Annotated in this window: 25 protein-coding genes; 4 read left to right on the top strand and 21 right to left on the bottom strand. The window is 50.6% G+C overall.

Translation table 11 applies throughout. The features are described 5' to 3' along the window. Positions 1 to 3 precede the first annotated feature (3 nt). Complete coding sequence (locus DXA97_RS03935; RefSeq protein ID WP_118718643.1) at positions 4 to 570, top strand: hypothetical protein; 567 nt, start codon at positions 4 to 6, stop codon at positions 568 to 570. A gap of 99 nt (positions 571 to 669) precedes the next feature. On the opposite strand, the gene DXA97_RS03930 is transcribed toward DXA97_RS03935, so the two are convergent. From DXA97_RS03930 to DXA97_RS03905, 7 genes are all read right to left on the bottom strand, one after another. Then, positions 670 to 1,173 (bottom strand): QueT transporter family protein, encoded by a 504-nt coding sequence (locus DXA97_RS03930; RefSeq protein ID WP_118718642.1) that lies wholly within the window; start codon positions 1,171 to 1,173, stop codon positions 670 to 672. A 276-nt stretch (positions 1,174 to 1,449) separates the two neighbouring features. After that, positions 1,450 to 2,322: a YitT family protein gene (locus DXA97_RS03925; protein WP_118718641.1), complete on the bottom strand. Its 873-nt coding sequence runs from the start codon at positions 2,320 to 2,322 to the stop codon at positions 1,450 to 1,452. Positions 2,323 to 2,734: 412 nt separating this feature from the next. Next, a complete protein-coding gene (locus tag DXA97_RS03920; RefSeq protein ID WP_347561446.1) occupies positions 2,735 to 3,685 on the bottom strand; it encodes a M20/M25/M40 family metallo-hydrolase in 951 nt (316 codons plus the stop codon). After that, on the bottom strand, positions 3,682 to 3,909 hold the full coding sequence (locus tag DXA97_RS21880) for a hypothetical protein (protein ID WP_347561445.1): 228 nt from the start codon (positions 3,907 to 3,909) through the stop codon (positions 3,682 to 3,684). The genes DXA97_RS03920 and DXA97_RS21880 overlap by 4 nt, the downstream gene beginning before the upstream one ends. A gap of 118 nt (positions 3,910 to 4,027) precedes the next feature. Continuing rightward, positions 4,028 to 5,425 (bottom strand): Na+/H+ antiporter NhaC family protein, encoded by a 1,398-nt coding sequence (locus DXA97_RS03915; RefSeq protein ID WP_118718640.1) that lies wholly within the window; start codon positions 5,423 to 5,425, stop codon positions 4,028 to 4,030. A gap of 196 nt (positions 5,426 to 5,621) precedes the next feature. Further along, positions 5,622 to 6,563 carry a LysR family transcriptional regulator gene (locus DXA97_RS03910; protein ID WP_118718639.1) on the bottom strand — a complete coding sequence of 314 codons (942 nt, stop codon included), beginning with the start codon at positions 6,561 to 6,563 and terminating at the stop codon, positions 5,622 to 5,624. After that, entirely contained in the window at positions 6,560 to 7,006 is a 447-nt protein-coding gene (locus DXA97_RS03905; protein WP_182436787.1) for a hypothetical protein, read from the bottom strand. Before DXA97_RS03905 ends, DXA97_RS03910 begins: the two co-directional genes overlap by 4 nt. A 209-nt stretch (positions 7,007 to 7,215) precedes the next feature. Between DXA97_RS03905 and DXA97_RS03900 the strand changes: the two genes are divergently transcribed. Continuing rightward, entirely contained in the window at positions 7,216 to 7,749 is a 534-nt protein-coding gene (locus DXA97_RS03900) for a DNA-deoxyinosine glycosylase (RefSeq protein ID WP_118718723.1), read from the top strand. A 35-nt stretch (positions 7,750 to 7,784) separates the two neighbouring features. Here the strand turns inward: DXA97_RS03900 and DXA97_RS03895 are convergent, their stop codons facing one another. The 10 genes from DXA97_RS03895 to DXA97_RS03855 all read right to left on the bottom strand — a co-directional run bounded on the left by DXA97_RS03895 (position 7,785) and on the right by DXA97_RS03855 (position 18,835). After that, entirely contained in the window at positions 7,785 to 8,315 is a 531-nt protein-coding gene (locus DXA97_RS03895) for a shikimate kinase (protein WP_118718638.1), read from the bottom strand. Further along, on the bottom strand, positions 8,312 to 8,992 hold the full coding sequence (locus DXA97_RS03890) for a flavin reductase family protein (protein ID WP_118718637.1): 681 nt from the start codon (positions 8,990 to 8,992) through the stop codon (positions 8,312 to 8,314). The genes DXA97_RS03895 and DXA97_RS03890 overlap by 4 nt, the downstream gene beginning before the upstream one ends. A gap of 15 nt (positions 8,993 to 9,007) precedes the next feature. After that, on the bottom strand, positions 9,008 to 10,675 hold the full coding sequence (locus DXA97_RS03885; protein WP_118718636.1) for a putative manganese-dependent inorganic diphosphatase: 1,668 nt from the start codon (positions 10,673 to 10,675) through the stop codon (positions 9,008 to 9,010). Between the two features lie 340 nt (positions 10,676 to 11,015). Further along, positions 11,016 to 11,993 (bottom strand): ROK family glucokinase, encoded by a 978-nt coding sequence (locus DXA97_RS03880; RefSeq protein ID WP_243107549.1) that lies wholly within the window; start codon positions 11,991 to 11,993, stop codon positions 11,016 to 11,018. A gap of 195 nt (positions 11,994 to 12,188) precedes the next feature. Further along, positions 12,189 to 14,177, bottom strand: coding sequence for a transketolase (gene tkt / locus DXA97_RS03875; protein WP_118718635.1), 1,989 nt, complete (start codon positions 14,175 to 14,177; stop codon positions 12,189 to 12,191). A gap of 110 nt (positions 14,178 to 14,287) precedes the next feature. Further along, on the bottom strand, positions 14,288 to 15,556 hold the full coding sequence (locus tag DXA97_RS03870; protein ID WP_118718634.1) for a DUF5711 family protein: 1,269 nt from the start codon (positions 15,554 to 15,556) through the stop codon (positions 14,288 to 14,290). Between the two features lie 44 nt (positions 15,557 to 15,600). Further along, positions 15,601 to 15,801 carry a LysM domain-containing protein gene (locus DXA97_RS21875; RefSeq protein WP_347561444.1) on the bottom strand — a complete coding sequence of 67 codons (201 nt, stop codon included), beginning with the start codon at positions 15,799 to 15,801 and terminating at the stop codon, positions 15,601 to 15,603. Then, complete coding sequence (locus DXA97_RS03865) at positions 15,753 to 16,988, bottom strand: peptidoglycan-binding protein (RefSeq protein ID WP_347561443.1); 1,236 nt, start codon at positions 16,986 to 16,988, stop codon at positions 15,753 to 15,755. The genes DXA97_RS21875 and DXA97_RS03865 overlap by 49 nt, the downstream gene beginning before the upstream one ends. A gap of 86 nt (positions 16,989 to 17,074) precedes the next feature. Continuing rightward, the gene (gene yyaC / locus DXA97_RS03860; protein ID WP_118718633.1) at positions 17,075 to 17,674 is read right to left on the bottom strand and encodes a spore protease YyaC; all 600 of its coding nucleotides are present in this window, start codon (positions 17,672 to 17,674) and stop codon (positions 17,075 to 17,077) included. A 63-nt stretch (positions 17,675 to 17,737) separates the two neighbouring features. Then, complete coding sequence (locus DXA97_RS03855) at positions 17,738 to 18,835, bottom strand: hypothetical protein (RefSeq protein ID WP_118718632.1); 1,098 nt, start codon at positions 18,833 to 18,835, stop codon at positions 17,738 to 17,740. A 271-nt stretch (positions 18,836 to 19,106) separates the two neighbouring features. Between DXA97_RS03855 and DXA97_RS03850 the strand changes: the two genes are divergently transcribed. Further along, positions 19,107 to 19,373 carry a hypothetical protein gene (locus DXA97_RS03850; protein ID WP_118718631.1) on the top strand — a complete coding sequence of 89 codons (267 nt, stop codon included), beginning with the start codon at positions 19,107 to 19,109 and terminating at the stop codon, positions 19,371 to 19,373. Between the two features lie 180 nt (positions 19,374 to 19,553). Here DXA97_RS03850 and DXA97_RS03845 read toward each other — a convergent pair whose 3' ends face one another. Further along, positions 19,554 to 20,516: a hypothetical protein gene (locus DXA97_RS03845; RefSeq protein WP_118718630.1), complete on the bottom strand. Its 963-nt coding sequence runs from the start codon at positions 20,514 to 20,516 to the stop codon at positions 19,554 to 19,556. 215 nt (positions 20,517 to 20,731) lie between these two features. Beyond that, complete coding sequence (locus tag DXA97_RS03840) at positions 20,732 to 21,424, bottom strand: 5'-methylthioadenosine/adenosylhomocysteine nucleosidase (RefSeq protein WP_118718629.1); 693 nt, start codon at positions 21,422 to 21,424, stop codon at positions 20,732 to 20,734. A 301-nt stretch (positions 21,425 to 21,725) separates the two neighbouring features. On the opposite strand from DXA97_RS03840, the gene DXA97_RS03835 reads away from it, so the two are divergent. Beyond that, positions 21,726 to 22,790 (top strand): undecaprenyldiphospho-muramoylpentapeptide beta-N-acetylglucosaminyltransferase, encoded by a 1,065-nt coding sequence (locus DXA97_RS03835; protein ID WP_118718628.1) that lies wholly within the window; start codon positions 21,726 to 21,728, stop codon positions 22,788 to 22,790. A gap of 82 nt (positions 22,791 to 22,872) precedes the next feature. Here DXA97_RS03835 and DXA97_RS03830 read toward each other — a convergent pair whose 3' ends face one another. Both DXA97_RS03830 and DXA97_RS03825 read right to left on the bottom strand, forming a co-directional pair. Then, positions 22,873 to 23,289: an HIT family protein gene (locus DXA97_RS03830; RefSeq protein ID WP_118718627.1), complete on the bottom strand. Its 417-nt coding sequence runs from the start codon at positions 23,287 to 23,289 to the stop codon at positions 22,873 to 22,875. A gap of 85 nt (positions 23,290 to 23,374) precedes the next feature. Next, the gene (locus DXA97_RS03825) at positions 23,375 to 24,019 is read right to left on the bottom strand and encodes a rhomboid family intramembrane serine protease (RefSeq protein WP_118718626.1); all 645 of its coding nucleotides are present in this window, start codon (positions 24,017 to 24,019) and stop codon (positions 23,375 to 23,377) included. Between the last annotated feature and the right edge of the window lie 65 nt (positions 24,020 to 24,084).

The raw sequence follows: 24,084 nt of genomic DNA, 5'->3' as shown, positions 1-24,084 counted from the left end.
ACGATGAATCAATATAATCCTGGCAAACAGGCTGAGGCGATCGACAACGTAACATCCACCTCTGGCAAATCGGCTGAAATAATCGACACCGCGAAAATCCAGGCTGCTCTGGAAAAACGGGCCGACCAGGAGACTACTGCTCTCCCACGCCTGACCGTTCCGGATATCAGCGAAGATCCTTCTTCCCCAGATCCGGAACCGGCCGCCGGCCACACAACCGATCTCTCCGGTAAGATCCGGACTGCCAGACAGATCTCCGAATCCGGAGCAGGCAAAAAAACTTTCTTTAAAAAACGCAGCACCGGCCACTCCGCAAGAGAACGCTGGTGGGACCCTTCGGTCCGCTCCTGGTTTTATACTTTCATGTGCATGAACATGCCGGTTGTCGGCTGGTTCTACCTCTTCCATGAAGCGAAACACGAAGAAGACCCGCAGCGAAAGGAATTCGCCCGGGCCTACCTGTTTTACAAACTCGTATTTCTCATTACGGGACTGGTTGTCCTGCTGATCCTTTTGTTGATCGGGCTGGGACTCTTAGACCAGCTGCTTGCATACATGGAGATGCTGTAACAATATCACACAGTAAACACAAATGGGCCGGAAGGTTCCGTCCCCGCCGAATGGCGGGGACGAAACCTTTCGGCCCTCGTTCGTTACTGTGCAATATTGTTACTGTGCAAATACCGCTCTGTGATGCCGCTCCAGCGCGAGCAACAGAATATTTCCGAGCACTCCGACTGCCAGGATCTCTCCGATTCCAACAGTTACCATAGCGAACGGAATCAGATCTGTGGAGCCATAGGCATAACGCAGGACCCACGGAATGATGATGGTGTTGGAAAGGATCGGCGGAACACATACCAGCCATTTGCTTTTCTTTCCAAGATAGTAGGAACCCAGTGCCCCGATGAGGGTTGCGATGCTGCCGAACACCACATCGAGCGGTGCTGCTCCGCAAAGCAGGTTTGCGAGGAAACAGCCGATGGTAATGCCTGGTACTGCACCCGGAAGGAAATACGGAAGCACGCACAGTGCTTCGGAAATCCGGAACTGGATCGGTCCGAATGCAATCGGTGCCACGATCATGGTCAGTGCCACATAAATGGCTGCAATGGCTGCACTCTGGGTGAGACGGCCGGTTACAGAGTTGTAGTTGTACCTCTCGTTCATCATATGATTCTCCTTTAGTTTTGTTTTACGAGTGGAAGGTCACGAACACTCGATTCATTTTCGCGCAGCAATGTTCCAGGCAAACACGTTATATGTGCATCTGGCAACTGCTGCGGAGGCATATACCAACGGTATATGACCTACGCCGGAAATCGGCGATAGCCCTGTAAGACCTTGTTTTTATGGGCTTTGCAACGTGGAAGAGTATAGCATAGGCTCTATGCAAAATCAAGAATAAAGTTCTGCGATTCTCTGTTTACAATTTATTATTCATTCATCTTACAAGTTCCGGTAACCCCCCAGGAATCCTTCCCCATAGGTTTCCTTGGTCGGTGACACGATAATAAAGGCCTTCGGATCATGCCGGTCAATGATCTCTTTTACCAGGTGAAACTGTTTGCGGTCCACGGCGCAAGTCAGGGTCAGGCCTTCTTTCCCGCTGTAGCCGCCGATGCTCTTATAAAATGTAGTTCCACGGTCCAGGGTTTGCATGATTTCCTGGGCGATCTCTTCGTTCTTTTCGGAGTGGACCGTGATCATGCTTCCCCGGTTCATACCGTAGAGAATGGTATCCATGGCCTGGGTTGTGCAGACAATGGAGATGATACCGTACATGGCTGCCTCAATCTCACCAAACACCAGAATGGAAGCACCGACAACCACAAAATCCACCAGCATGATTGCATAGCCGGTCTGCATATAAGGACGGAGCTTCTGCAAAAGCTTGGCCAGGATATCGCCGCCGCCCGTTGTGGAATTACGCATGAAGATCAGTGCCATGCCGACTCCGGCAAAAATTCCGCCGAACGCGCAGGCGATCAGACGGTCTCCTTCATACTGCCATATTCTGGACGCAGAGACAAAATCCTGGACCACACTCATCCAGATAACCGTGCGGATCGTTTTGAGAGTCATTTCCCGGTCCAGTAAAAACCAGGAAGCCAGAAGAAGCGGGATATTAAATACCAGACTCATTGTACCAATCGGCAGGGAAAACAAATGGTTTAACATCAGCGCAATACCAGACACGCCGCCCGGCGCAACGTGGCTTGGCTCGATAAAACACCAGATTCCGATTGCCTGCAAAAAGGCCCCGGCAAAATCAAACAATGCATCCAGTCCCAGTTCTTTCCATTTTTTCTTTCTACTCATCACATATCTCCTTCCTGCGTCTGGCGCCCAGCCGTCCAACGCTAAGTTATTCCTTCATGATTCTCCCTGGTTGCTTCAGCAATCAGCCGCCTTAGCGCAAGTATACTGCTTCGCGGTTTTCTTTGACCGGTGCACAACAAGAACCACGGTCCCTCGATACGCACCGTAATAAAAAAGAGGACCAACTTTCCCGTCAGCCCTCTTTTCATTCATGTAGCCGCTGCACGAAAATAGTCTCTTCGCGGCTGCAAGAGGTTTTGTACCCTCGCAGCTGCGTCTCTTCTATAATCCATGCAAGCAGCATTTCTTTTCTTTCTCGTGACTCTGTCACTCGCTTGTCTCGCCGTTTGCCAAGATCGTGCACGCACGCTCCTGGCTCACTTGCGCTCATTATACCATATTTTGTCGTTTGTTACTGGTTTTTCTTTCTATTTTCCGCAAATTCTTCCTTGATCTGATCCATCAGTCCGTCTGTTGTGATCAGGTCGTAGCAGGCACCGGCAATGGCTTTTGCACCATAGATCACACAATTATGTGCGTTCTCGCTCTTGCCCGCATCTACGAACTCCTGGGAATGGGAAGCAGTTCCCTCCGGTACGAATGCCACACGGATGCAGGAACCCGGGATCTCATACATGACATTGCCAAAATCAGTGGAACCGGTCTTTTCTCTCGGCGGTGCCAGCTGCGGTGCTCCCGCAAGCTCAGCATTCTCCATCAGAAGCTTGTTTAAGCCAAGCACCGGAATCTTATTGTAGAAGAAGGTTCCTTCCTCGATCTCATAAGTAACGCCTGCGATCAGCGCAGCGCCCTTGATGATGTCCTGGAAGCGCAGGCTGACTTCTTCCAGTTCCTTTCTGGAGAAGGAACGCAGGGAAAATTCACCTTTTGCGGTAGCCGGAACTACATTGGACGGACCCGGAAGTTCGGTCATGCAGTAGTGCATGCGCACATCATCCGGCACATGCTCCCGTAAGAATTCTACGCCCTGGAATGCCACCAGCATTGCATCGAATGCACTTCTGCCCTTTTCCGGCGCGAGCGCTGCATGGGCGCGGTGTCCGTGGAACGTAACGTTGTAACTTTTCTGTGCCAGACACTTGATATCGGTACAGGTATTCGGGCCGCCGTGCATCATCAGTGCAACATCCAGCTCTTTGAAGCAGCCATTCTGGATCATCTGGACCTTGCTTCCGAAGGTTTCCTCTGCCGGAGTTCCATATACCACTAACTGGAACGGCTTATCAGTATCCAGGTTCTTTAAGGCAACTGCCGCGCCAAGGCAGCCCGGACCCTGCATGTGATGTCCGCAGCCATGACCAAGATTGCGGAGCGCATCGTACTCACACAGAATGCCAATCACTGGGCCTCCTTCACCATGGCTGTAGGTGGCACGGAACGCAGTTTGAAGCCGCCAACGCCCATCTGCACATCAAAGCCATTCGCAATCAGATAATCGGTCAGAAGACCGCTCGCAAAAACTTCTTCGCCCTCATACTCCGGGTTATCAAAAATCTGGTCTGCCATGGAGCACAGCGTATCCCGCTGCGCATCGATGGCCTGAAACAGGGATTTCTTATCACTCATGATTTCCACAATTCCTCCTTTTATACATTACGGCCCACACGCTGCACAAACAGCAGCGCGCCAACCGTACCTTTTATGCAACTTCCGGATATCCTCGCATGTTGCAATTGTTGTAACTTTACATTGGTCCGTAATTGATCAGCTGTGCAATCACAAGCAGAACCGTACCGACAACCAGCCAGATTGCGAACATCTTCCACATGAAACGCATCCAGCGGTCATACGGGATGTTGCAGGCGCTGATGATACCCATCAGTGCGGTAGAGGTCGGCAAGATGTAGTTACAGAAGCCGTCGCCGAAGTTGAATGCCAGGACTGCGGTCTGTCTGGTAACACCGATCAGGTCGGAAAGCGGTACCAGGATCGGCATAACAGCTGCTGCCTGTCCGGAACCAGAAGTTAAGAATACGTTGATGATGGTGTTTGCGATCAGCATAGCCGGTGCCTGTAACAGGGTCGGCACGCTGCCAAGGCCGCCAGCCAGGGCATGGACAACGGTATCGATGATCTTACCGTCAGACATGATCGTGCTGATGGACTGTGCCAGACCAATGATGATCATGGCAGACATCATCTTCTTGCAGCCTTCCAGGAAGTTCTTCGAAATGGTCTCAGTATCGAAACCGGAAATAAATCCTACGATGATCGCCAGCCAGATAAACATAGCTGCCATCTCCGGCATATCCCAGCCAAGCTTGATGCTGCCGTAAATAACAACACCCAGGGAAACAACCAGAGCAATGATGCTTAAGACCTTGCGGGTATCGATGGTTCCGAAATCATCCAGACCGCCTCCGGCACGAAGCTCACTGGTCTGGTCCAGATCGTACATCGGGCTCTTGGTGGGGTCCTTTTTGATCTTTAACGCATAGCGTACCAGGAAAATATTGGTGATCACATAGTAAACAGCAAAACATACCCAGCGGTATCCGATACCGGAGTAGAGCGGAAGCTCAGCAATCTTCTGCGCAACAACTGTGGTATTCGGGTTTAAGGTACCGGTGGAAAATCCGATCGCGCCGCCCAGCAAAATGATGGCTGCGCCAGTGATGGAATCCAGTCCGATTGCCAGAGCCAGCATGACCATGACCGGAGCAAATGCGATGAACATGTTAACAGCCTGGGTGGTGCAGATCAGACCAAACATCAGGGTCAGAATCGGAATGAACACATACAGGTTGTTGGAGAATTTTTTTGCCAGCTTTGCGATCACTGCCTGCAGTGCGCCAGACTGGGTCAGCATGTGGAATGCACCGCCGGAGAATAAGATAACCAGCATGATATCTACACGTTTTACAAATGCTTTTACAATGTACATCGGGATCAGCAGCGGGTTAACCGGCGTTCTCTGGATGTAACTGAACTGGGTCGGATCAATGACCTTAATGCCATCCGCATTCTCCACACGGACATACTCACCGGCCGGAATGATCCAGGTTAAGAGCACAGCTGCAATAATAATAGAAAATACGATCACGAAACTGTGCGGTACGCGAAACTTTTTCTTGGTACTCATACAAAAAGCCACCTCCTGTTAAACTTTATTGTGTTAAAGTATAACAGGAGCGGCAATTTTTTTCCATTTTGTTTTTTTTAAAGTATCTTTAAATTTTTTGAATTGTTTGTCGAATTCGTGTAGTTTTTGTCATGTTTTGCATCCACTCCACATGACTTTCGGAATGCTGGTGATAGACCGGCGAAAGTTTCCTCACTTATTGCGCATCCATCTGGTATCGCTGGCGGATCGTATCCTCTAAAATATCCATCAGATACTGCTCGCATTCTGATATCACATGTCCTTTGCGGTAAACCAGTACCAGGCTGGACTCGTATGTATCTTTCCCGATCAGAAAATAGCGCACATGGTCGAATTTCTGCATATCCTTAATGTAGCCGAGCCGGTTAAAGCCGACTCCGAGTCCCTGATTTACCATGCTCATGATAATATCGAAATGCCCGATCTCGATCAGGCGCCCCGGGCGGATCCGGGCCTGTTCAAAAATGTGGTTTGCTGTTCTGCGCATACTCTGCGACTGCGTAGGAACAATAAAAGTCTCCCGGTTTAAATACTGCATATCCAGATGCAAAAAATCATCTCCCTCAACCGGGTATGCATACTGGATTGCCGGGTGGGTATCCGGCAATGCCAGAAGTACCTGTTCTTTCGCAATCTCCCTATAGACCGCATCCGGCAATTCATCCCGGAAAATGGAGATCATAAAATCCACCGTTCCATCCCGGTACATCCCCGTCAGATCTTCAAGATTTCCATCCCGGAAGATCACGTCCACATCCGGATAACGTTCCATGAAACGCTGCAGCGCCTCCGGTACAATGGAAATGGCGCGCCGCTGCTGGATCCCTACCCGGATCGTCGCATGGCTTTTATGCAGTTCGTTTTCCAAAAGGCCATCAAACTCTGCCTTTAATTCCAGCATTTTTTCTGCGCGCACCACATACTCTTCTCCAATAGACGTCAGCACAAATGCTTTTCCCTTACCCGTCCGCTCAAACAGGCGGACTCCCAGATATTTTTCCAGATTGCTGATATAGACACTTAGTGCCGACGGTGAGATAAAAAGCTCCTCTGCTGCCCGGGAAATACTCTGGCACCGCGCCAGCGTGCATACATATTGCTGTTCTTTTAAATTCATGCTGTCTCACCTTCTGTATTTTCTTCCAGCTGCATACAAAGCTGCCCGTCACAGGTTCTTTCCCTATCCAGATTTGTCTCAATCAGTCCAAAGCGGGAAAACAGCGGATAAATATAGGAAACTCCGCGGATATCTCCCAGCGCCTTTGGCCGTTTCACATAAGGCTTCCCGCCATCTGGAAGAGCTTCTTTCATCTTCAATACGTTTTGAAATGCCATCCGGACGGAACTCCAGGTAATGGACTTGCTGTTTTCTCTGCGGTCTACCCACAATTCTCTGGTAAAGCCACCGCGTTTTCCCTGTTTCAGCGTATAAGTATAGGGAAGTCCGGACATCGTCAAAAACGATTCTCCCTGAAACGCCACAATGCACTCCCAGAGATGTTCCTCCGAAAAGTCTTCCAGAAGTCCTGACACTGCGTTCTGTTTCTCATCCAGCTCCATGATCTCACCCTTTCTTTTTCCTGCTGTAGTTTCTCCCTGATCAAGAGTAACCGCACTTCTCGCGTTATATAAGATATAGTATAGCACAGGTTACAAGGAAAAAATTGACTTTCCGACAGAAAAAGCATACAGTTAATGACAACCAGACAAACACAATTCACAAGCAGGAAGAGCCAAATATCAGCGACTCCCGCAGAAAGAAGGTTTTTATGAATTCCGACACCCTGTCCCTGCCGCCAGGTTATACCCACGTTCAGCACACCTTTGAACCTGTTTTTGACACACACTCCCGTATCCTGATTCTGGGAAGTTTCCCTTCCGTAAAGTCCCGGGAAAACCAGTTCTATTACGGACATCCGCAGAACCGGTTCTGGAAACTCATGGCCCGGCTTCTGAATGTTCCGGTTCCTCAATCCATAGACGAAAAAAAGACCATGCTTCTTACACATGGTCTTGCTCTCTGGGATGTCATCGCATCCTGCGATATTAAGGGTTCCAGCGACAGCAGCATCAAAAACGCGGTCCCGGCAGATATCAGCCGCATCTTAAAAACAGCGGATATCCACACAATCATCGCAAACGGCGGTACTGCATTTAAGCTTTACAGTCGTTACTGTGAACCGCTCACCGGACGGCCTGCCATTCTCTGCCCGTCCACCAGTCCGGCCAATGCTGCCTTTTCCCTGGATCGGCTGGCTGAAAGCTGGGAGCCGGTCATAAAACCAGTCATTTCCGGTTTCTGACTGTACGGAGCCCTTTGCATGGAACACGCAAAAATCTATGGGCGCGCCTGCTTTCCGTCTTCCATCCGCTGTTCCATAATCTTTCGCAGCTCATCGACACAGGCACCAAGGGTTTTTCCTGTCTCATCGATGGTCACATCTGCATACTTCTCGTAAAGCGGCACACGTTCCTTGTAAAGGTCCAGAAGTGTCATACCGTCTTTTAACGCTACGCCGCGGTCTTTTAAATCGCCAAGACGCTGCTTTACATCTTCATAGCTCAGTTTCAGGTACACAACCGTGCTGATCTCATGCAGGTGTTCCATCGCCTTGGGGCCGTAGATAACACTGCCGCCCGGGGCGATCACGGAATGCTCCAGTTCCAGTCCTGCATTAACATCTTCCTCGACTTTTAAAAAGCCTTCCGTCCCGCGCTCTGCAATGATCTCTTTTAATAACTGGCCGGTCTTTTCCTGGATCACAATATCTACATCAACAAAAGAATAACCCAGGCGCTTTGCCAGCAAAACGCCGATGGTGCTCTTGCCGGAAGCCGGCATGCCTACTAAAGTAATGTTTGATTTCATTTTGCGTTCCTCCTGCGTGTGTGCTTCGCTGCTTCTGAAAGTTTTCCGCTTCTATTTCCAGTTCTGCCGGAGGTTTTTGCGGATTCTTTTTTCTTTTTCGTACCAGCTTTTGCCGAATCTTTCCGCACCGAATATCCAAACGTTCCGATCTTTTCTCCGAGCTCAAAATAGGTTCCGTGGGAATAGCTCACCAGCTTCGCATCATTTAAATGGAAGGTTCCCTTCGCATCCATGTAACGGTCATCCACCGTCACACCCACGATCTCCGCGATGAACATGTCATGGCTTCCAAGCTCCACCACCTGTTTCACGCGGCACTCCAGGTTCAGCGGGCTCTCGGCAATGCCGGGTGCGCTGATGTGCTGCGATGGCAGGGGTGTCAGCTTCATCTCTTTGAACTTATCGGTGTCGCGGCCGGATTTCACACCGCAGTAATCGGTTGCAAAGACCAGGTCTTTTGTCACCAGATTTACAACAAACTCTCCGGTCTCCTTTAAGATGTCGTAGGAATAGCGCTCCTTGCGCACGGAAATGGAGAGCATGGCCGGGGCAGAGCAGACGGTCCCGGCCCAGGCTACCGTTATGATATTTGGTTTTTCGCCAGGCCGTGCACAGCTTACCATTACGGCCGGTACCGGGTACAGCATATTGCCGCCCCGCCAACTCTGTTTTCCCATAATAATCTTCTCCTCTTATGCCTCGCTGGCAATCATGATCGACGGGATCAGCTGTTTCTTTCTGGATACCACGCCCGGAAGCTCTACGACATTCGCCTCTGCATCATCACTGGCATTTTCCATATGGAATGCCAGACGGATCAGATCTTCTGCACCCTCGCCCTCGCAAAGAAGAGAGGTGGATTCTGTCAGAATGTTGGTCAGCATGAAGAAGATCATATCTACCCCGTGCTCCTCGTGCGGCTTCTTTAAGAACGGAAGCAGACGGTCTTTTAACTCAGTCAGCTCGTCTGCGTTTAAGGAGCTGATCTGACCTACGCCGTAGCTGATCTTGCCGGAATTGAACAGTTTGAAATCCTGATAGAAGATTTCCTCATTGCTCTTGCCGCGCAGGTTGCTGCCTGCTGAGAACATATCTGCCGCATAACGGTCCATATCGATCTCAGCGATCTTTGCAAGCTCGGTTGCTGCCATCTTGTCGACCGGGGTGCAGGTCGGAGAGCGGAATAACAAGGTATCGGAAATGATCGCACTGCACAGCATGCCTGCGGTCGCTTTGTCAATCTCTACATTATTCTCATGATACATCTGGTATACGATCGTTGCGGTACAGCCAACCGGCTGGTTGCGGAAGAATACCGGGGAGATGGTCTCAACGGTTCCCAGCTTATGATGGTCGATGATCTCCTGGATGTCGGCATTTTCCAGACCGTCTACCGCCTGGTTTTTCTCGTTGTGGTCTACCAAGATGATCTGCTTGCCCTTTGCGCCCAGTAAGTTTCTGCGGGAGATCATGCCGAGGTACTTGCCATCTTTATTTAAGATCGGGAAATCACGGTGACGCTTGCTTGCCATAACCTCTTTGATGTCATCGATAAAATCACTGTCCTCAAAGGTGATCAGGTCTTCGGTCTTCATGAAATGTCCGATCGGCATACTCTGGTTGATGAGACGTGCTGCGGTGTAAGCATCGTACGGAGTGGTCATAACGGTGCAGCCATGCTCCTGTGCCAGCTTGCGAATGGTCATGGAAACGGCAGCACCCTCACAGACGATAATGCAGTCTGCCTCCATCTCAATCGCGCACAGCTGGGATTCGTAACGGTTTCCAAGGATAACCAGATCATGCTCGGAAATATAATACTCCATCATATCCGGGTTTGCAGCTGCAATCAGAACCTTACCCTGATCGAAATAGTCGTTCTCATCGCCGACTACCATTGCACCTTCCAGTGTCTCCAGAATGTTCTTATACTGGGTATGTGCCTTAGACAAAATGCTGCTGTCTAAAACGTTCATGTAGGATTTGGTGATATCGCCAACAGTGATGAGGCCTTCCAGCACGCCGTTTTCACTGACTGCCGGTAAGGTTGTAACGTGGGCATCCTGCATCAGGTTCCATGCCTTCTTTAAGGAAATGTTGCGGTTTACACCCTTGGTCGCACGGATCTCGATATCCTTGACCTGTGTCTTTACGCTCTCGATCAGCTGCGGTGCCTCTACGTTAAAATAGTTCAGCACATACTGGGTCTCCTCATTCACATGACCTGCACGGCCCGGAACATACTCTTTTCCGGTGATCTTGGATTTTAATGCTGCATAGCAGATTGCGGAGCAGATGGAATCGGTATCCGGGTTTTTATGACCGATCACGATCGTCCGTCTTCTTCTCTCTTCTGACATAATGTCCTCCTCTTAGTGGTTGTTACCAATTTTTCTTTTTGCTATTTTCACAAAGAAACTGCACTTCACGAAAGATAATTATTAATTTTGCACTACTTTTTACATTTTGTTCATGTGTCGTTCATAATTTATTCACAACTTTTTCCTATACTGAAAACAACTTAAGAAAAGGTTGTAACTTGATGAAACAGTCAAATTGCACATAGATTTTTCATAATTGCCCCGGCTGGACGAAAGTCCACCGGGGTCTCCTCATTTTATACGATTTTACGCGGTTTTGCAATAGTTTGCCCGGAGCAATCATGCTCCGGGCGTTTCTTTTTTTGATACATGTGAAGTTCTAACCAAGAACCAGACGGGCTGCCCCGTAGATTCCCGCATCATTTCCCAGCTTTGCCAGACCAATAACGCCCTTGTTCTCTGAGATCGGGGTGTAATGCTGGTAATACTTGTCGATGATATCGATCAAAAACTGACCAGCTTTTGATACACCGCCGCCAATGACAAACATCTGCGGATCGACTGTCATGGCAATGGTTGCCAGCGTCAGTCCCAGATAACGTCCTACCGTCTCGACAACGGAAAGCGCCAGCTCATCCCCTGCCTTTGCCGCATCCAGAACATCCTTTGCGGTTACGTCATCGCCATACTGGCGAAGTGCGGAAGGAGTCTCTTCTGCCGTCATACGGCGTCTTGCTTCCCTGGCAATGCCGGTTGCGCTGGCAATCTGCTCTACACAGCCTACACCGCCGCAGTTGCAGTGCTCCCACTCTTCATCGCGGACATGGATATGACCGATTTCGCCGCCCAGTCCATGCTTGCCTGCAATGATCTTTTCATCGATAATAATGCCGCCGCCAACGCCGGTCCCGAGCGTTACCATGACAATATCGGTAAAGCCCATACCACCGCCACGCCACATCTCACCAAGCGCTGCCACGTTGGCATCATTTCCGCTCTTAACCGGAATGCCGTCTAACAGGGCGCTTAATTCCTTCTGCGGATTCAAATCTCTCCAGCCAAGGTTTACGCAGACCTCCACGTAACCGTCCGGCAGGACCGGTCCCGGAATGCCGAGTCCGGCTCCCAGGATATCTGCTAAATGAATCTCCCTTTCCGCCAGCACTTCCCGGATGGAAGCAGCCACATCCTCTAAAATATACCGGCCGCCCTCTTCTTTTCTGGTGGGAACTTCCCACTTAAACCGTAAGGTACCGTCTGTCTCAAATAAACCAAGCTTGACGGAGGTTCCCCCCACATCAACACCAATACATTTCTTTCCGTTTTCGCACATGGCCAAACTCCTTTCTCCGATCATGGTCTTCCCCTGTTCCTCTTTCTTTTTAGAAACAGGCACCCCTTTTCCAAAATCCTGTATTTCTTGTATGTAGTATAAAAGAATTCTGAGATGAATGCAAGAAAAAACCGCCCGGCAGTTTTTCTGCCGGGCGGTATCGTGTTACTTGTTCACGCATTACTGTTTACGCAATGCGGTATCAATTGCAAATGAATGTTACAGGCTGCGTGCTACCTCAGCAACATGCTCTGCGGTGAATCCAAAATGCTCAAAGAGCTGGGAAGCCGGGCCGCTTGCTCCAAAACCGGTCATGGTGACACATGCACCGTCCAGGCCAACATATTTGCCCCATCCGAAGTCGCTCAGTGCCTCTACGGCAACACGCTTGCGCACTTCTTTCGGGAGTACGGACTCTTTATATTCAGCAGACTGCTCCTCAAAAAGATCCATGCACGGCATGGATACGACGCGGACCTTCTTGCCCTCTGCTGCCAGGATTGCTTTTGCCTTTACAGAAAGCTCTACCTCGGAACCGGAAGCGATGAGGATCAGATCCGGGGTTCCCTCGCAGTCATCGATGACATAACCGCCCTTTAAAGCATCCTTGCAGCTTCCCGGCATCGGAGCCAGGTTCTGTCTGGACAGTACCAGTGCGGTCGGTGTGGTCTTGGAGGTTACTGCGCTGTACCATGCAGCTGCCGTCTCGGTTGCATCACACGGGCGGAATACATGGAAGTTCGGCATTGCGCGGAACATAGCCAGCTGCTCGATCGGCTCATGGGTCGGGCCGTCTTCGCCGACACCAATGCTGTCGTGGGTGAATACGAAGGTTAACGGCAGCTTCATCAGAGCAGACAGACGTGCCATCGGCTTGGTGTAATCACTGAATACGAAGAAGGTGGATACGTAGGTACGCAGTCCTCCGTGCAGCATCATACCATTTCCGATTGCGGTCATAGCCAGCTCACGCACGCCAAAGTGCATATTTCTTCCGGCATAGTCTGCCTTGGAGAAATCACCTGCATCGCTCATATTGGTCTTGTTGGACGGTGCCAGGTCAGCAGAACCGCCGATCAGGTTCGGCATGCGGTCTTTTAACTTGTTGATGACTTTACCGGAAAGGTTACGGGTTGCTTCAGCTTTCTCGCTATTTGCCCAGAAGGATTCATCCTCCATGAGAGCCTTTGCCAGCTCGTCGGTACCGCCGTAGTACTGGTTCCAGAGTGCTTCCATCTCCGGGTACTCCTGGCAGTATGCAGCAAACATCACATTCCATGCTGCCTCAGACTCAGCCTTCTCCTCAGCTGCCTTCTTGTAGTGGTCATAAACCTCCTGCGGTACATAGAACGGCTCTTTGGATGGCCAGCCGAGGAAGTCTTTCATAGCCTCAATGTTTTCCTCACCTAACGGCTCTCCATGTGCACTTGCCTTGCCCTGTTTTGCCGGACAGCCATAGCCGATCTGGGTGTGAATGGTGATGAAGGACGGGCGGGTAGTATCTGCCTTTGCTTCCTCGATCGCCTTGCCGATCTCCTCTAAGTTATTGCCGTCTGCAACGTCCAGGGTCTGGAAGCCGAATGCAGCCATGCGTTCCTGAACATTCTCGGTAAATGCGATATCGGTGCTTCCCTCGATGGAAATACGGTTGGAATCGTATAATACGATCAGCTTGGAAAGGCCAAGGGTTCCTGCCAGGGAGAATGCCTCAGAGGAAATACCTTCCATCATACAGCCGTCGCCGCCCAGTACATAGGTGTAATGGTCAACAACCGGGTAATTTTCTTTGTTGAAGATTGCTGCCAGATGTGCTTCTGCTGCTGCCATGCCGACTGCCATACCCATACCTGCACCCAACGGGCCGGTCGTTGCCTCAACACCAACGGTGTGGCCATACTCCGGATGACCTGCGGTCTTGGAGCCTAACTGACGGAAATTCATCAGATCTTCTTTGGACAGATCACCATATCCGAATAAATGGAGCAGGGAATATAACAGCATGGAGCCATGACCGCCGGATAAGATGAAACGGTCGCGGTTTGCCCACTGCGGATCTGCCGGATTGTGGTTCATGTGGTTCATCCAGAGCTCATAAGCAGCCGGGGCACTGCCCAGCGGAAGACCCGGATGACCGGATTTTGCTTTCTGGATCGCATCTGCGGATAATACGCGGATCGCGTTCACAGACATGGTATCGATAGTGTTCATTGGTGAGACCTCCTGGTATTATATGATTTTGTATTGCATACCTCTTTTGCTGCCGGAGCCTGTACATAACTGAAACGCAGTTACAGCGGCGTAATGATCCAGCGGTCCGGCTAGCGCAGCTTCAGCTCACGCATCTGCTGGGGACCAGTCACCACAAGCGTGCCCGGGAACCGTCCCTTTCTGATCTTTGATACAGGGAAATCGAAGGCCGCATCAAGCTTCTCCGTTCCGCTCATATTATAAATCCTGCATGAATCTTCATTATACAGGATGATCAGATCTCCATCTAAATCTGCATTCGTATATTCAAAATTGAATTCCTTGCTGAGCACATGGGTGCCGTCTTTTTTATAAACCTCGAGCCTGCTTCCATACTCCCCGTTGGTGTTGCGGACAATGGCTGCCGCATACTCATCGGAATAGAAAACACTGTCGATCCGCTCATCGATTGCCCTCTGCTCCACTAACTCCGGAGATGCCAGATTCCGGGATGAGAAGAAGGTCAGGGCCTTTCCGGAGAAGGCGCAGGAATACGGGTCACCCATATACGTTACCCGCGGGACCATATCTCCCTGGAATTCATCGTCGAAGCCGCCTACCAGACGGTTCGGGACATTCTTTCCGATCTCTGAAAAATCATAAAATACAACGCGGTTTTTCAGTTCACTGCCCTGCAGGTACACGAAGGAGCACATAAGCTGGGTGCCATCCTCCGATAGTGCGATATCGAGCGGGTAGCCGTCACCCGACATATTCGTTTTTACCGTAATATCGAGAGATGTTCCATCCTTCTTAAAAAAGGTTATGTAGCTGGATGTGGAATCCTCGAGTACTGCTGCCGTTACGCCGGTACCGGATACTGCAACCTTACTGATCGGAAGCACCGTGACAGCCTGTCCCAGTGTACCATCGGTATTGCAGATATAAATACTGTTTCCCTGCTGGTCTGCAATGGCTGCGTAATCTCCCTTTATGGAAACGATGGGAGATTTCATTTCATAGCTTTCCGTCCACACCGTGCGTCCCCGGTTATCCATATAAGAGGCACCGTCCTTTGTATACTTTAAAACATTTGTTCCAAAGCTTTCATAACCAACAAGGCTTCCCTCGTTTAAATCCACCTGCCACGCTGTTTCATAGCTGGAATAGTGGTAATTGCGCTGGTAAAAGATCCACGCGGTTGCCCCTCCCGCAACGAGAAGCACAAGCAGGAGCACCAGTCCCCATCTGCGGCGCAGCACCCGGTTATGGGCCTTGCGCACCACCGTCTCACTGTCTTCCTGCGGATCAGCGTTCCATGCGGCCTGCTGCGGCCTGACAACCTGTCTGCGCAGCTTATCTTTCTTGCTTTCTCTGCTCATGGAGCTGAAATCACTCATCTCATTTGTCTCCTAATGCGTAACATATCTCATTCCAGTATACCTCATTTTGCAGGAAGATACAACTCCTGCCCAACTGAAATATGATTCTCATCTGCCAGTCCATTCCATGCACAGATCTGCGGGATCTGCGCCATACTGTGGTACTGCTCCATACAGATTCCATACAAGGTTTCGCCCTCTTGCACCACATGCTTTACTGCATCTGCCGGGATCTGTACGGAAGCTGCTGCCTGGGCAGCCACACCGGTCTTAGCCCCCTGAACCGGTGTCTGGCAGCCGCGCCAGCCTCCGCTTCTTTCGCGGCTGGGTCATCCGCATGGTTTCCTGATTCCTTCACCACCGGACCACGCTCCGTTTCCCCGGACAGCGCATCCGCTGAAGCCCCGGCGTTACCGCCGTGAAGTGTCCCTGCTTTTTCCTGGCTTTCTGCCCCCGCTCCGCCTGCCGGCGCACCAGCTTCTGTCTGGGTGTTTCCAGCTTTACCGCCCTCTGTCCCAGCCGGTACGGAACTTTCTGTGCCGCTTCCTTGCTCCGGGCTGATCACAATATCTGCAAGTGTCGGGTATACCTCACCCGGCACAGCTTCCACCTCTACCTCATCACTGCCATCTGCTCCCGCAAAGGACCGGAATGCCCCAGACTTTCCATCCGAAGGCATCACCGAAGCAATGACCGCCTCCATGTCCTTCATCTTCCGGTAGTTTCCGAACATCACAAGACCTCCGGCAAGGACAAGGACTGCCATAACACTGCACGCACCTCCTAAAAGTCCGATCGCAGACCGGGCCCTCGCCGCCCCCTGCCGGTTGTCCTCCATCCGCTCGCGGAAATCCTGGATCACCGTATCCCGCGTCCCGCTTTCTACCCGTCTTGCATCCTTCCGGGAAACCATATAATCCTGCATCATCTGGTTGCGCTCATAATAAATACTATAGCCGCGCAGCTTGTAAAAGCCATCCTCCGATGCCGTGTAGATGGCCTCATCCCCTTCCAGGCCCGAATTTAAATACATGAGCTGGTTTTTTCCGGCAAAATACTGCCCATGCTGCTTCCAGTAATCAAGTGGGCTAAGCGCGCAGCCCGGTGCCCCGCACAAAAACCACCCCTGCACACTGCGGTGCGGGAACATCTGCTCCATAACCTGATACGCCTTCTTCCAGGCTTCCTCGGTAAATTCTACCTTTTCCCCTTCCTTTGTTACCTGCTCCATCTCTATGGCACCGTCAATAAAAAGAAACGGGACACCGTCCTCTGTGCGGATCTCTCCCAGCAAAAGGCCGACCCGCAGATCCTGTCCGCCAGCCGGATACAGCCGTTTTAAATATGTATTGACATAATCCTCGATATAAAGCTTTACCACCTGGTCCCGCTCCCCGACCTGCCGGATATTCTTCGGCAGCTTCGGATACGGATTATAAAGTTCTCCCATGACCTCACCCCGCTACATGATATTTTATACTTTGATGCATCATATCACGGAGTCTGCGTATAATTTGTCAGTTCCGGTCACCACGTTCAAAAAACTCTTCGACAAAAGCTGCGCACATCCGGGCGCAGTGCCTGCCGGACACTGGCACAGATGTAATCGGCCATCCGCATCACCACGGAAAGGCGCACACTCTGCAGCATGAGCGGGTCATAGCTTCCGTATCCGCCCACGATCCCGGTAATAAAAATATCCCCCACCGCCTGCAGCTCCTTGCTCACCCCGAGTCCCGGGCGGAGCGCTCCTCTTCCCAGGGTAATGCAGCCCACGTGCTCTGTCTGTCCCACCGATGCATCCACTGCCACGATCACATACTCCGGGTAGCACCGGTGTACCATGAAAACTGCCTGCTCCAGGTTCATGGCGTGGACCGGGCAATCCAGTGTCCCCACCACCTGGACAAAGCAGTCCTCCAGCCCGGCGGCCTTCAGCTTGTGGCCGGTCAACGGACCAAGACTGTCACCGGTCGAGCGGTCTGTTCCAATACAAAAGAGCAGGACACCCTTCCGGTTCTCCCGCTGCATGATCTCACTGATCATCTGCCGGAGCATGCCGGCACAACGTCCGGTGTCCTCCTGCTCCTTCGAATCGAAATAGTATATGTCCTGCTCTCTGGTTTTCTTTTTCATGTTTTATCCCGCCTGCGCCGTTTTATTACTCCTATTATAGGCACATGGGACAACTTTTATGCGTCAGCGGCTTTTTTCCTCTTCCTGGTAAACGCTGATCGCTTCGCTAATATTAGTGGCCCGTCCCTGCTGGAGGATATTGCTCAGATCCTGCAGCTTGAACGGATCTAAAAATTCTCTTCCAAGATGGCTTCCATACTGGTCTGTCAGGGTCAGGCGGCGTGCCTTCACCTCTGCCGTGGTAAGCTGAAGCTGCTTTTTCACATCCGCATACTGGTGCTCCAGCTCCCCGATCTTTTCCCGGTGGCTATGCTCGATCTCATCCTGGAGAATGTTTTTTGTCACAGTCTCAAACGTATTCAAAGCCTCTTTTTTCTTCGCAGCCACCTCATTCAGTTCCTGGGTCAGCCGTGCGATCTCATCATCATATTTCTCCAGATTATAAAGCGACTCGTTGCGGTCCTTGCGGATCGTCCCGGTGATGACCTTGATCTTTTTATCGTTGGCACGCATCTGGTCGAGAATCTGGCGTCCCTCCCTTAAACACTCCGCATACTGAAGCTTGGTATGATTGCCGATCCACATATAAATGCCGCCCACCACCAAAATATCGGCCACATAAATAAGCGCCAGGTACCAGGTCTTATGCTCCGGCAATACTGCATAAACGCCAAACGGCAGCGCCAGGAAAAATAATGCGATAAAGATCAGAAGACCGAAAAACTCCTTCGCCCATCTTGGCATGTAAAGGCTGTAGTAAAGGCGGCTCCGGCACCAGGACGGCGCATGGTATTCCCGGAATTTTGCCTTCATGCGGCTGACCAGCTCCTTGTTGTACTCATGAAGCTCTGATGTCTCCTCCGCGATCCGCTCCTTAATTCCCTGGTTCTTCGCCTTTTCCCGCTTTGTCCGGGCCTTTTTAAGAAGGTCCTGAGCTTTGTTGATCTCTACGTCATAGCTGGAGCTTAAATCCTCTCTCCGCTTTTTTACTGTACTTCCAACGGCATCTGCCATCTGCTTTTTTTCTGCATCCAGGGATTTTTTCAGACGGGCTTCATCCTGCTTTAACTGCTCCTCCCGATCTGCGGCAAGTGACAGCTCCTCAACAGATTCCCTGGCTGCTGCCAGATAGTCCAGGCATTCCTCAATTGTCTGCGCCATAACAGTTTCCTCCTTCGAAAGCTTGTCTTTTGCAAAAGCTTTTCCCAATATATTATATACAGTTTACTACAATCGGATGGATTGGTCCAACTATTTCTGACCGGAATGTGAGCAGTAACGTGAAAGTGCCTTTACAGAAGGAGAAAAATCTTCTATACTCTTAGGATAGTGAGCGGGAATCTCCCGGTTATTCCATTACCTGTACCGTTTACTAAAAATGAACATAACTGCGAGGAAACGAAGCAGCTACAAACAAAAAGGAGCAAAATTTATGTTTCGTATGTGGGGAAAAATCTGGAAAGACAGCCACCTCATAACCGACACCGTGATCTGCCTGACCGATTACAGCATCTCCCGCACCAGCATGGTATTTCAGGCGCTGGATGATATCTGTTATGAATTTGATCTCGGGAAACCAATCTGGCTCTCTTCCAATATCAATGACTTTAAGCGCCATGCAAAAACACGGTTCACCAAAGACAGCTTCATTGAGCAGATCGATTTCGATTATCTGGAAATTGAAGTGATAGAAGAATAAAATGTTACCATAGGTGCCACGTACCAGTGAAACTGCTGTAATGCACCACAGAAAAAGGACGCATTTTCCTTGTAATATGGAAAATGCGTCCTTCTTTGTTGCAATTCATGCATGTGTGCCTGGCAACAAGATTTTGTCAATGCCACACATTTCAATTATTATACTATTTCATTCCGGGTGCTATGCCAGATACTGCTTTAAAATATCTCCGATCAATTCAATCTCCTCCGGCTTCAGATCCCGGATCCAGTTTTCATCACCGTTTCTGTTTTTCTCCCGGCTTGCAGCCATCTGTTCCAATCCCCGCTTAATAAAATCTGCATCCCGGATACTCTTTTCTCGGTCAGGCACCTCCTGCGCAGGATCTGCCTGCCCCGGTCCTGCCGCTCCGGACGAGACGGCTGCCACTCCCGGTGTTTTTCCGGATACCGTCATGCGGCCACTGTTTCTGCGTTTTTCCCTGCGCCCGGAAGAAGCTGTGGCAGCCGTCTGCACGGACTGTACCGCCTGTTCCTGATCCTCTTCCGGCTCCACCCGGCCCATTCTGCCAGCCCGGTCCACCAGACGGCTTACCTTGCGCAGTGCGCCCCGGTCACCCATGCCTTCTGTGCGTCCATTTTCCATAGAAAGGTTCCGTGCCATCTTCGGACCAATCACATTATCGATCTGGTCCTGCAGGCTGATCAGAAGCTGCTCTTTCAAATCTCCGGCAATGCCGCCATCAAACAGCATTGTAAGCATTGCCATCAATACCGCCCCGCCTCCATACATCACAACATAGTAGGTATCGAGCCGGTACCAGTAAGAAAAGAATGCACAGGCACCGCCAAAAAGCAGGCAGAGCCAGGTCAGCCGGATTCCAAGACTGGTCCAGTTTAAAAGCCGGATCCCCATTGCTTTAAAATCATATAGCTGATGCTCCAGCCAGGCCCCGCTGTCTACCAGTCCCTGGTTCACCCGGTATGTATTCTCCGCTCTCTGCCGGAGTTCCTTTAAGCTTTTGTTTTTTGTCATTGAAAGGTCTTTGCTTTCCTTCAGCAATCTTTTGTAAGCACGTCTGGTGATCATCCGTGTCAGGATTCCCAGTACACAGGCTGCCGTCAGCACATACAGCGCACGGCCACTTTCCAGTAATTGCAGCATAAAAACAGCTCCCCTTTCTTTTCCTTTTGCAGCTGCGGAAATTTCCAGGTGTGGATCCTCTCCACCTAAAAGTGCAGCTGCCCTGGTGTCTCAGACAGCTATCATTATAACTGCCCATGCACCGTTTGAAAAGTTCAGGGAGCTCAGAATCGTTCGTCAAATTCTGCTAAAAAACGCGTCGTAACTGTTCAGTACCTTCACAGTCACAACGTGTCTTAATATGCAAGGATCAGGGCGCGGGTCAGGTTCGTGCTGTGGATGATAGCCTTGCGCTCAAATTCCGGATAGTCCATAGATGCACTGTCATCTGCCTTATCGGAGATGGCGCGCACGATCAGAAACGGGATCTTGTTTAAGTATGCTGCCTGAGCGATGGCTGCGCCCTCCATCTCGGTGCAGGCACCATGAAAGGTCTCGCCAAGCCATTCCTTCTTGCTCTTGTCACAGATAAACTGGTCACCGGTTAATACTCTTCCTTCATAAACACTGATATCCGGGTTTACCTCCTCGCAGCACTTCTTTGCCAGACTGCGCAGGCGCTCATCTGCAACAAAGTTCAGGGTTCCAAGCTGCGGGATCTCGCCCAGCGGATAACCAAAATTAGTGGCATCTACATCGTGCTGGATCGCATCGGTAGAAACCACCAGATCGCCAATGTTGATCTCAGCCTTCAAAGAACCGGCAATACCAGTATTGACTACGCCATCCACGCCAAACCGGTCTGCCAGGATCTGCACACATAAAGCTGCGCTGACTTTACCGATTCCGGACTGGACTACCACCACCTCTTTTTCGCCGATGGTTCCCTTATAAAATTCCATGCCGGCTACGGTCACAACCTCCGGCTGCTTCATTTCCTGCTTTAACTGTTCTACCTCCGCCTTCATGGCACCAATGATTCCTAACATTTATAAATTCCTCTGCTTTCATTTAACTTTTACGGCTGTTTTTTATCTCTGGCAACCGCTCTGCTGTTGCTGTCCATGAACCCGGCAAACCTTGTCATTACAGTTCCCGCATGTGTGGCAGCAATGTTTCTGCTATTAGTCTAGCAAACCTTCTCCCGAAAGGCAATCGTAAAACGATTCAGGGTTGACATTTTTGGCACGGCAGTTACTATAGTAGTACAGCTATGTACCCGCGCGTAACTGTGAGAGTGACAGACTGTTACGATTACACAGACTTTTATCCAACCGGAGGTATTTCTATATGAAGAAGATCGTTCTGACCGGCGGCGGTACTGCCGGACACGTTACACCAAACCTGGCCCTGCTTCCATCTTTACAAGAGCGCGGCTACGAGGTCCACTACATCGGTTCCTACAACGGCATCGAAAAAAAGCTTATTGAGGGAGCTGGTATTCCTTACGATGGCATTTCATCCGGCAAGCTGCGCCGTTACTTTGACTTAAAAAACTTTTCTGACCCGTTCCGCGTCATCAAAGGCTATGCGGAGGCCCGCGCACTCTTAAAGAAATACCGCCCGGATGTGGTCTTCTCCAAAGGCGGCTTTGTAGCTGTTCCAGTCGTTCTGGCTGCCAAGCACTATAAGATCCCGACCATCATCCACGAGTCCGATATGACTCCGGGACTGGCCAACAAGATCTGTATCCCGTCCGCGGCCAAGGTTTGCTGCAATTTCCCGGAAACCCTGCAGTACCTTCCGGCTGACAAAGCAGTCCTCACCGGTTCTCCGATCCGCCGGGAATTACTTCAGGGAGACCGCCTGACCGGCTTAAACTTCACAGGACTTTCAGCAGCCAAACCGATCATTATGGTCATCGGCGGAAGTCTTGGCGCTGTTGCCATCAACAACGCTGTGCGTGAACTGCTTCCAAAGCTTCTGCAGAAATACCAGGTAATACATATCTGCGGAAAAGGCCATCTGGATGAAAGCCTCATCGGCCGCCCGGGTTATGTCCAGTATGAATATGTAGATGCTCCGCTGCGCCATCTGTTTGCCGCCGCGGATATCGTCCTCTCCCGCGCAGGCGCCAACTCGATCTGCGAGATTCTGGCCCTCAGAAAACCGAACGTATTAATTCCGCTTTCTGCCGCAGCCAGCCGCGGAGACCAGATCTTAAATGCCCGCTCCTTTGAAAAACAGGGCTTCTCCACTGTTCTGGAAGAAGAAAATGTCACCGGCGATACCCTGTATGATGCCATTGAGTCCACCTATGAGAATCGCAGAAAATTTGTAGACGCGATGGAAAAGAGCGAGCTGTCCGATGCTGTAAACATTGTCATGGGACTGATTGCTTCTTATGCGGAATAGCAATTTAAGCATATAACAAGGGTCGTCTGAGTTGCCAAAAGGCAACTCAGGCGACCCTGTTGAAGTTTTACATTGCTATTTTTTACAGCCCTGCCTTTAAAGCTCCTGCAGTCTGCGCCAGTTCTTCCTGCTCCGGCTTACCCGGCTTCCAGTTTACCATATCCGGGCCACCCTCGTAGCGCGGAATGACATGAACATGCAGATGGAAGACCGTCTGACCTGCACTGGTTCCATTATTCTGGACAACATTGAATCCACTGGCACCAAGCTGGCTCTTCATTGCTTTTCCGAGCTTTGCAGCAAGCGGCAGGATTTTTGCCATAACTGCCTCATCTGCCTCGCAGATGTCTTTATAATGATTCTTCGGCAGGATCAGGGTATGTCCCTTGGATGCCGGACCTAAATCCAGGATCGCACGGAAGTCATCGTCCTCATATACAGTAGCAGACGGGATTTCGCCGTTTGCGATCTTGCAGAAAATACAATTATCATCTCTCATGTTCATTTCCTCCATATGTTATTAGTAGTGCAAGCACGGCCGTTGCGCTCTGCCTGTTTTCGGCACTGCTCATTGCTATCACACATTATACATCCCAGATGGCGGCTCGGCAAGGGCGTTTGGGTTTACGGTAGAAAAGTGCTGCCAGAATCATGCCGATGACCAGACCGCCTACATGAGCTGCGTTGTCAACTCCGGTACTGGTAAAGCCAAGGTAGAGGGAAAATGCTGCCATGACCAGCAGCTGGCGGCTGTTTAAATCCTCCAGGCGTCCTTTGTTTACGGCTACCACATAGATCAGTCCGCCCACTACCCCAAAGATGGCGCCGGAAGCCCCGGCGCTCACGGCCCAGTCTCCCACGGGAATCTCACAAAGCATGGAAATCACATTCGCCCCGACTCCGCAGATCAGATAAAACAGCAGATACTTCACCTTTCCAAGCGCACGCTCTAAATTATCCCCAAGCACAAATAAAACCAGCATGTTATTCACAATGTGGTCAATTCCAAAGTGCATAAACATGGAGGTCAGCAGGCGGTAGTATTCATGGCCCTCTAAAACAAACGGACCATACATGGCTCCATGCTGCAGCATGAAATACCCATCCTCGCTGGAACCTGCAAGCTCCAGATATAAAAAATAAAGAATATTAAGCACGATCAATGTGCCATTGACCCAGGCACGCGGGCGGCGGGTCGGTACATAATAAGGATTCTGATATTGGTTCATAAAAATTCTGTTCTCGCTTTCAGCAACCGTTTCCCGGTCTTTTCTTATCTTAACGTATCCACTCT

Origin of the sequence: Clostridium sp. OF09-36, assembly GCF_003481985.1 — a bacterium.
Classification (GTDB): domain Bacteria; phylum Bacillota; class Clostridia; order Lachnospirales; family Lachnospiraceae; genus Brotaphodocola.
Note: the sequence above shows the minus strand (reverse complement) of the source record. Positions and strands in the feature narration are given on the sequence as shown.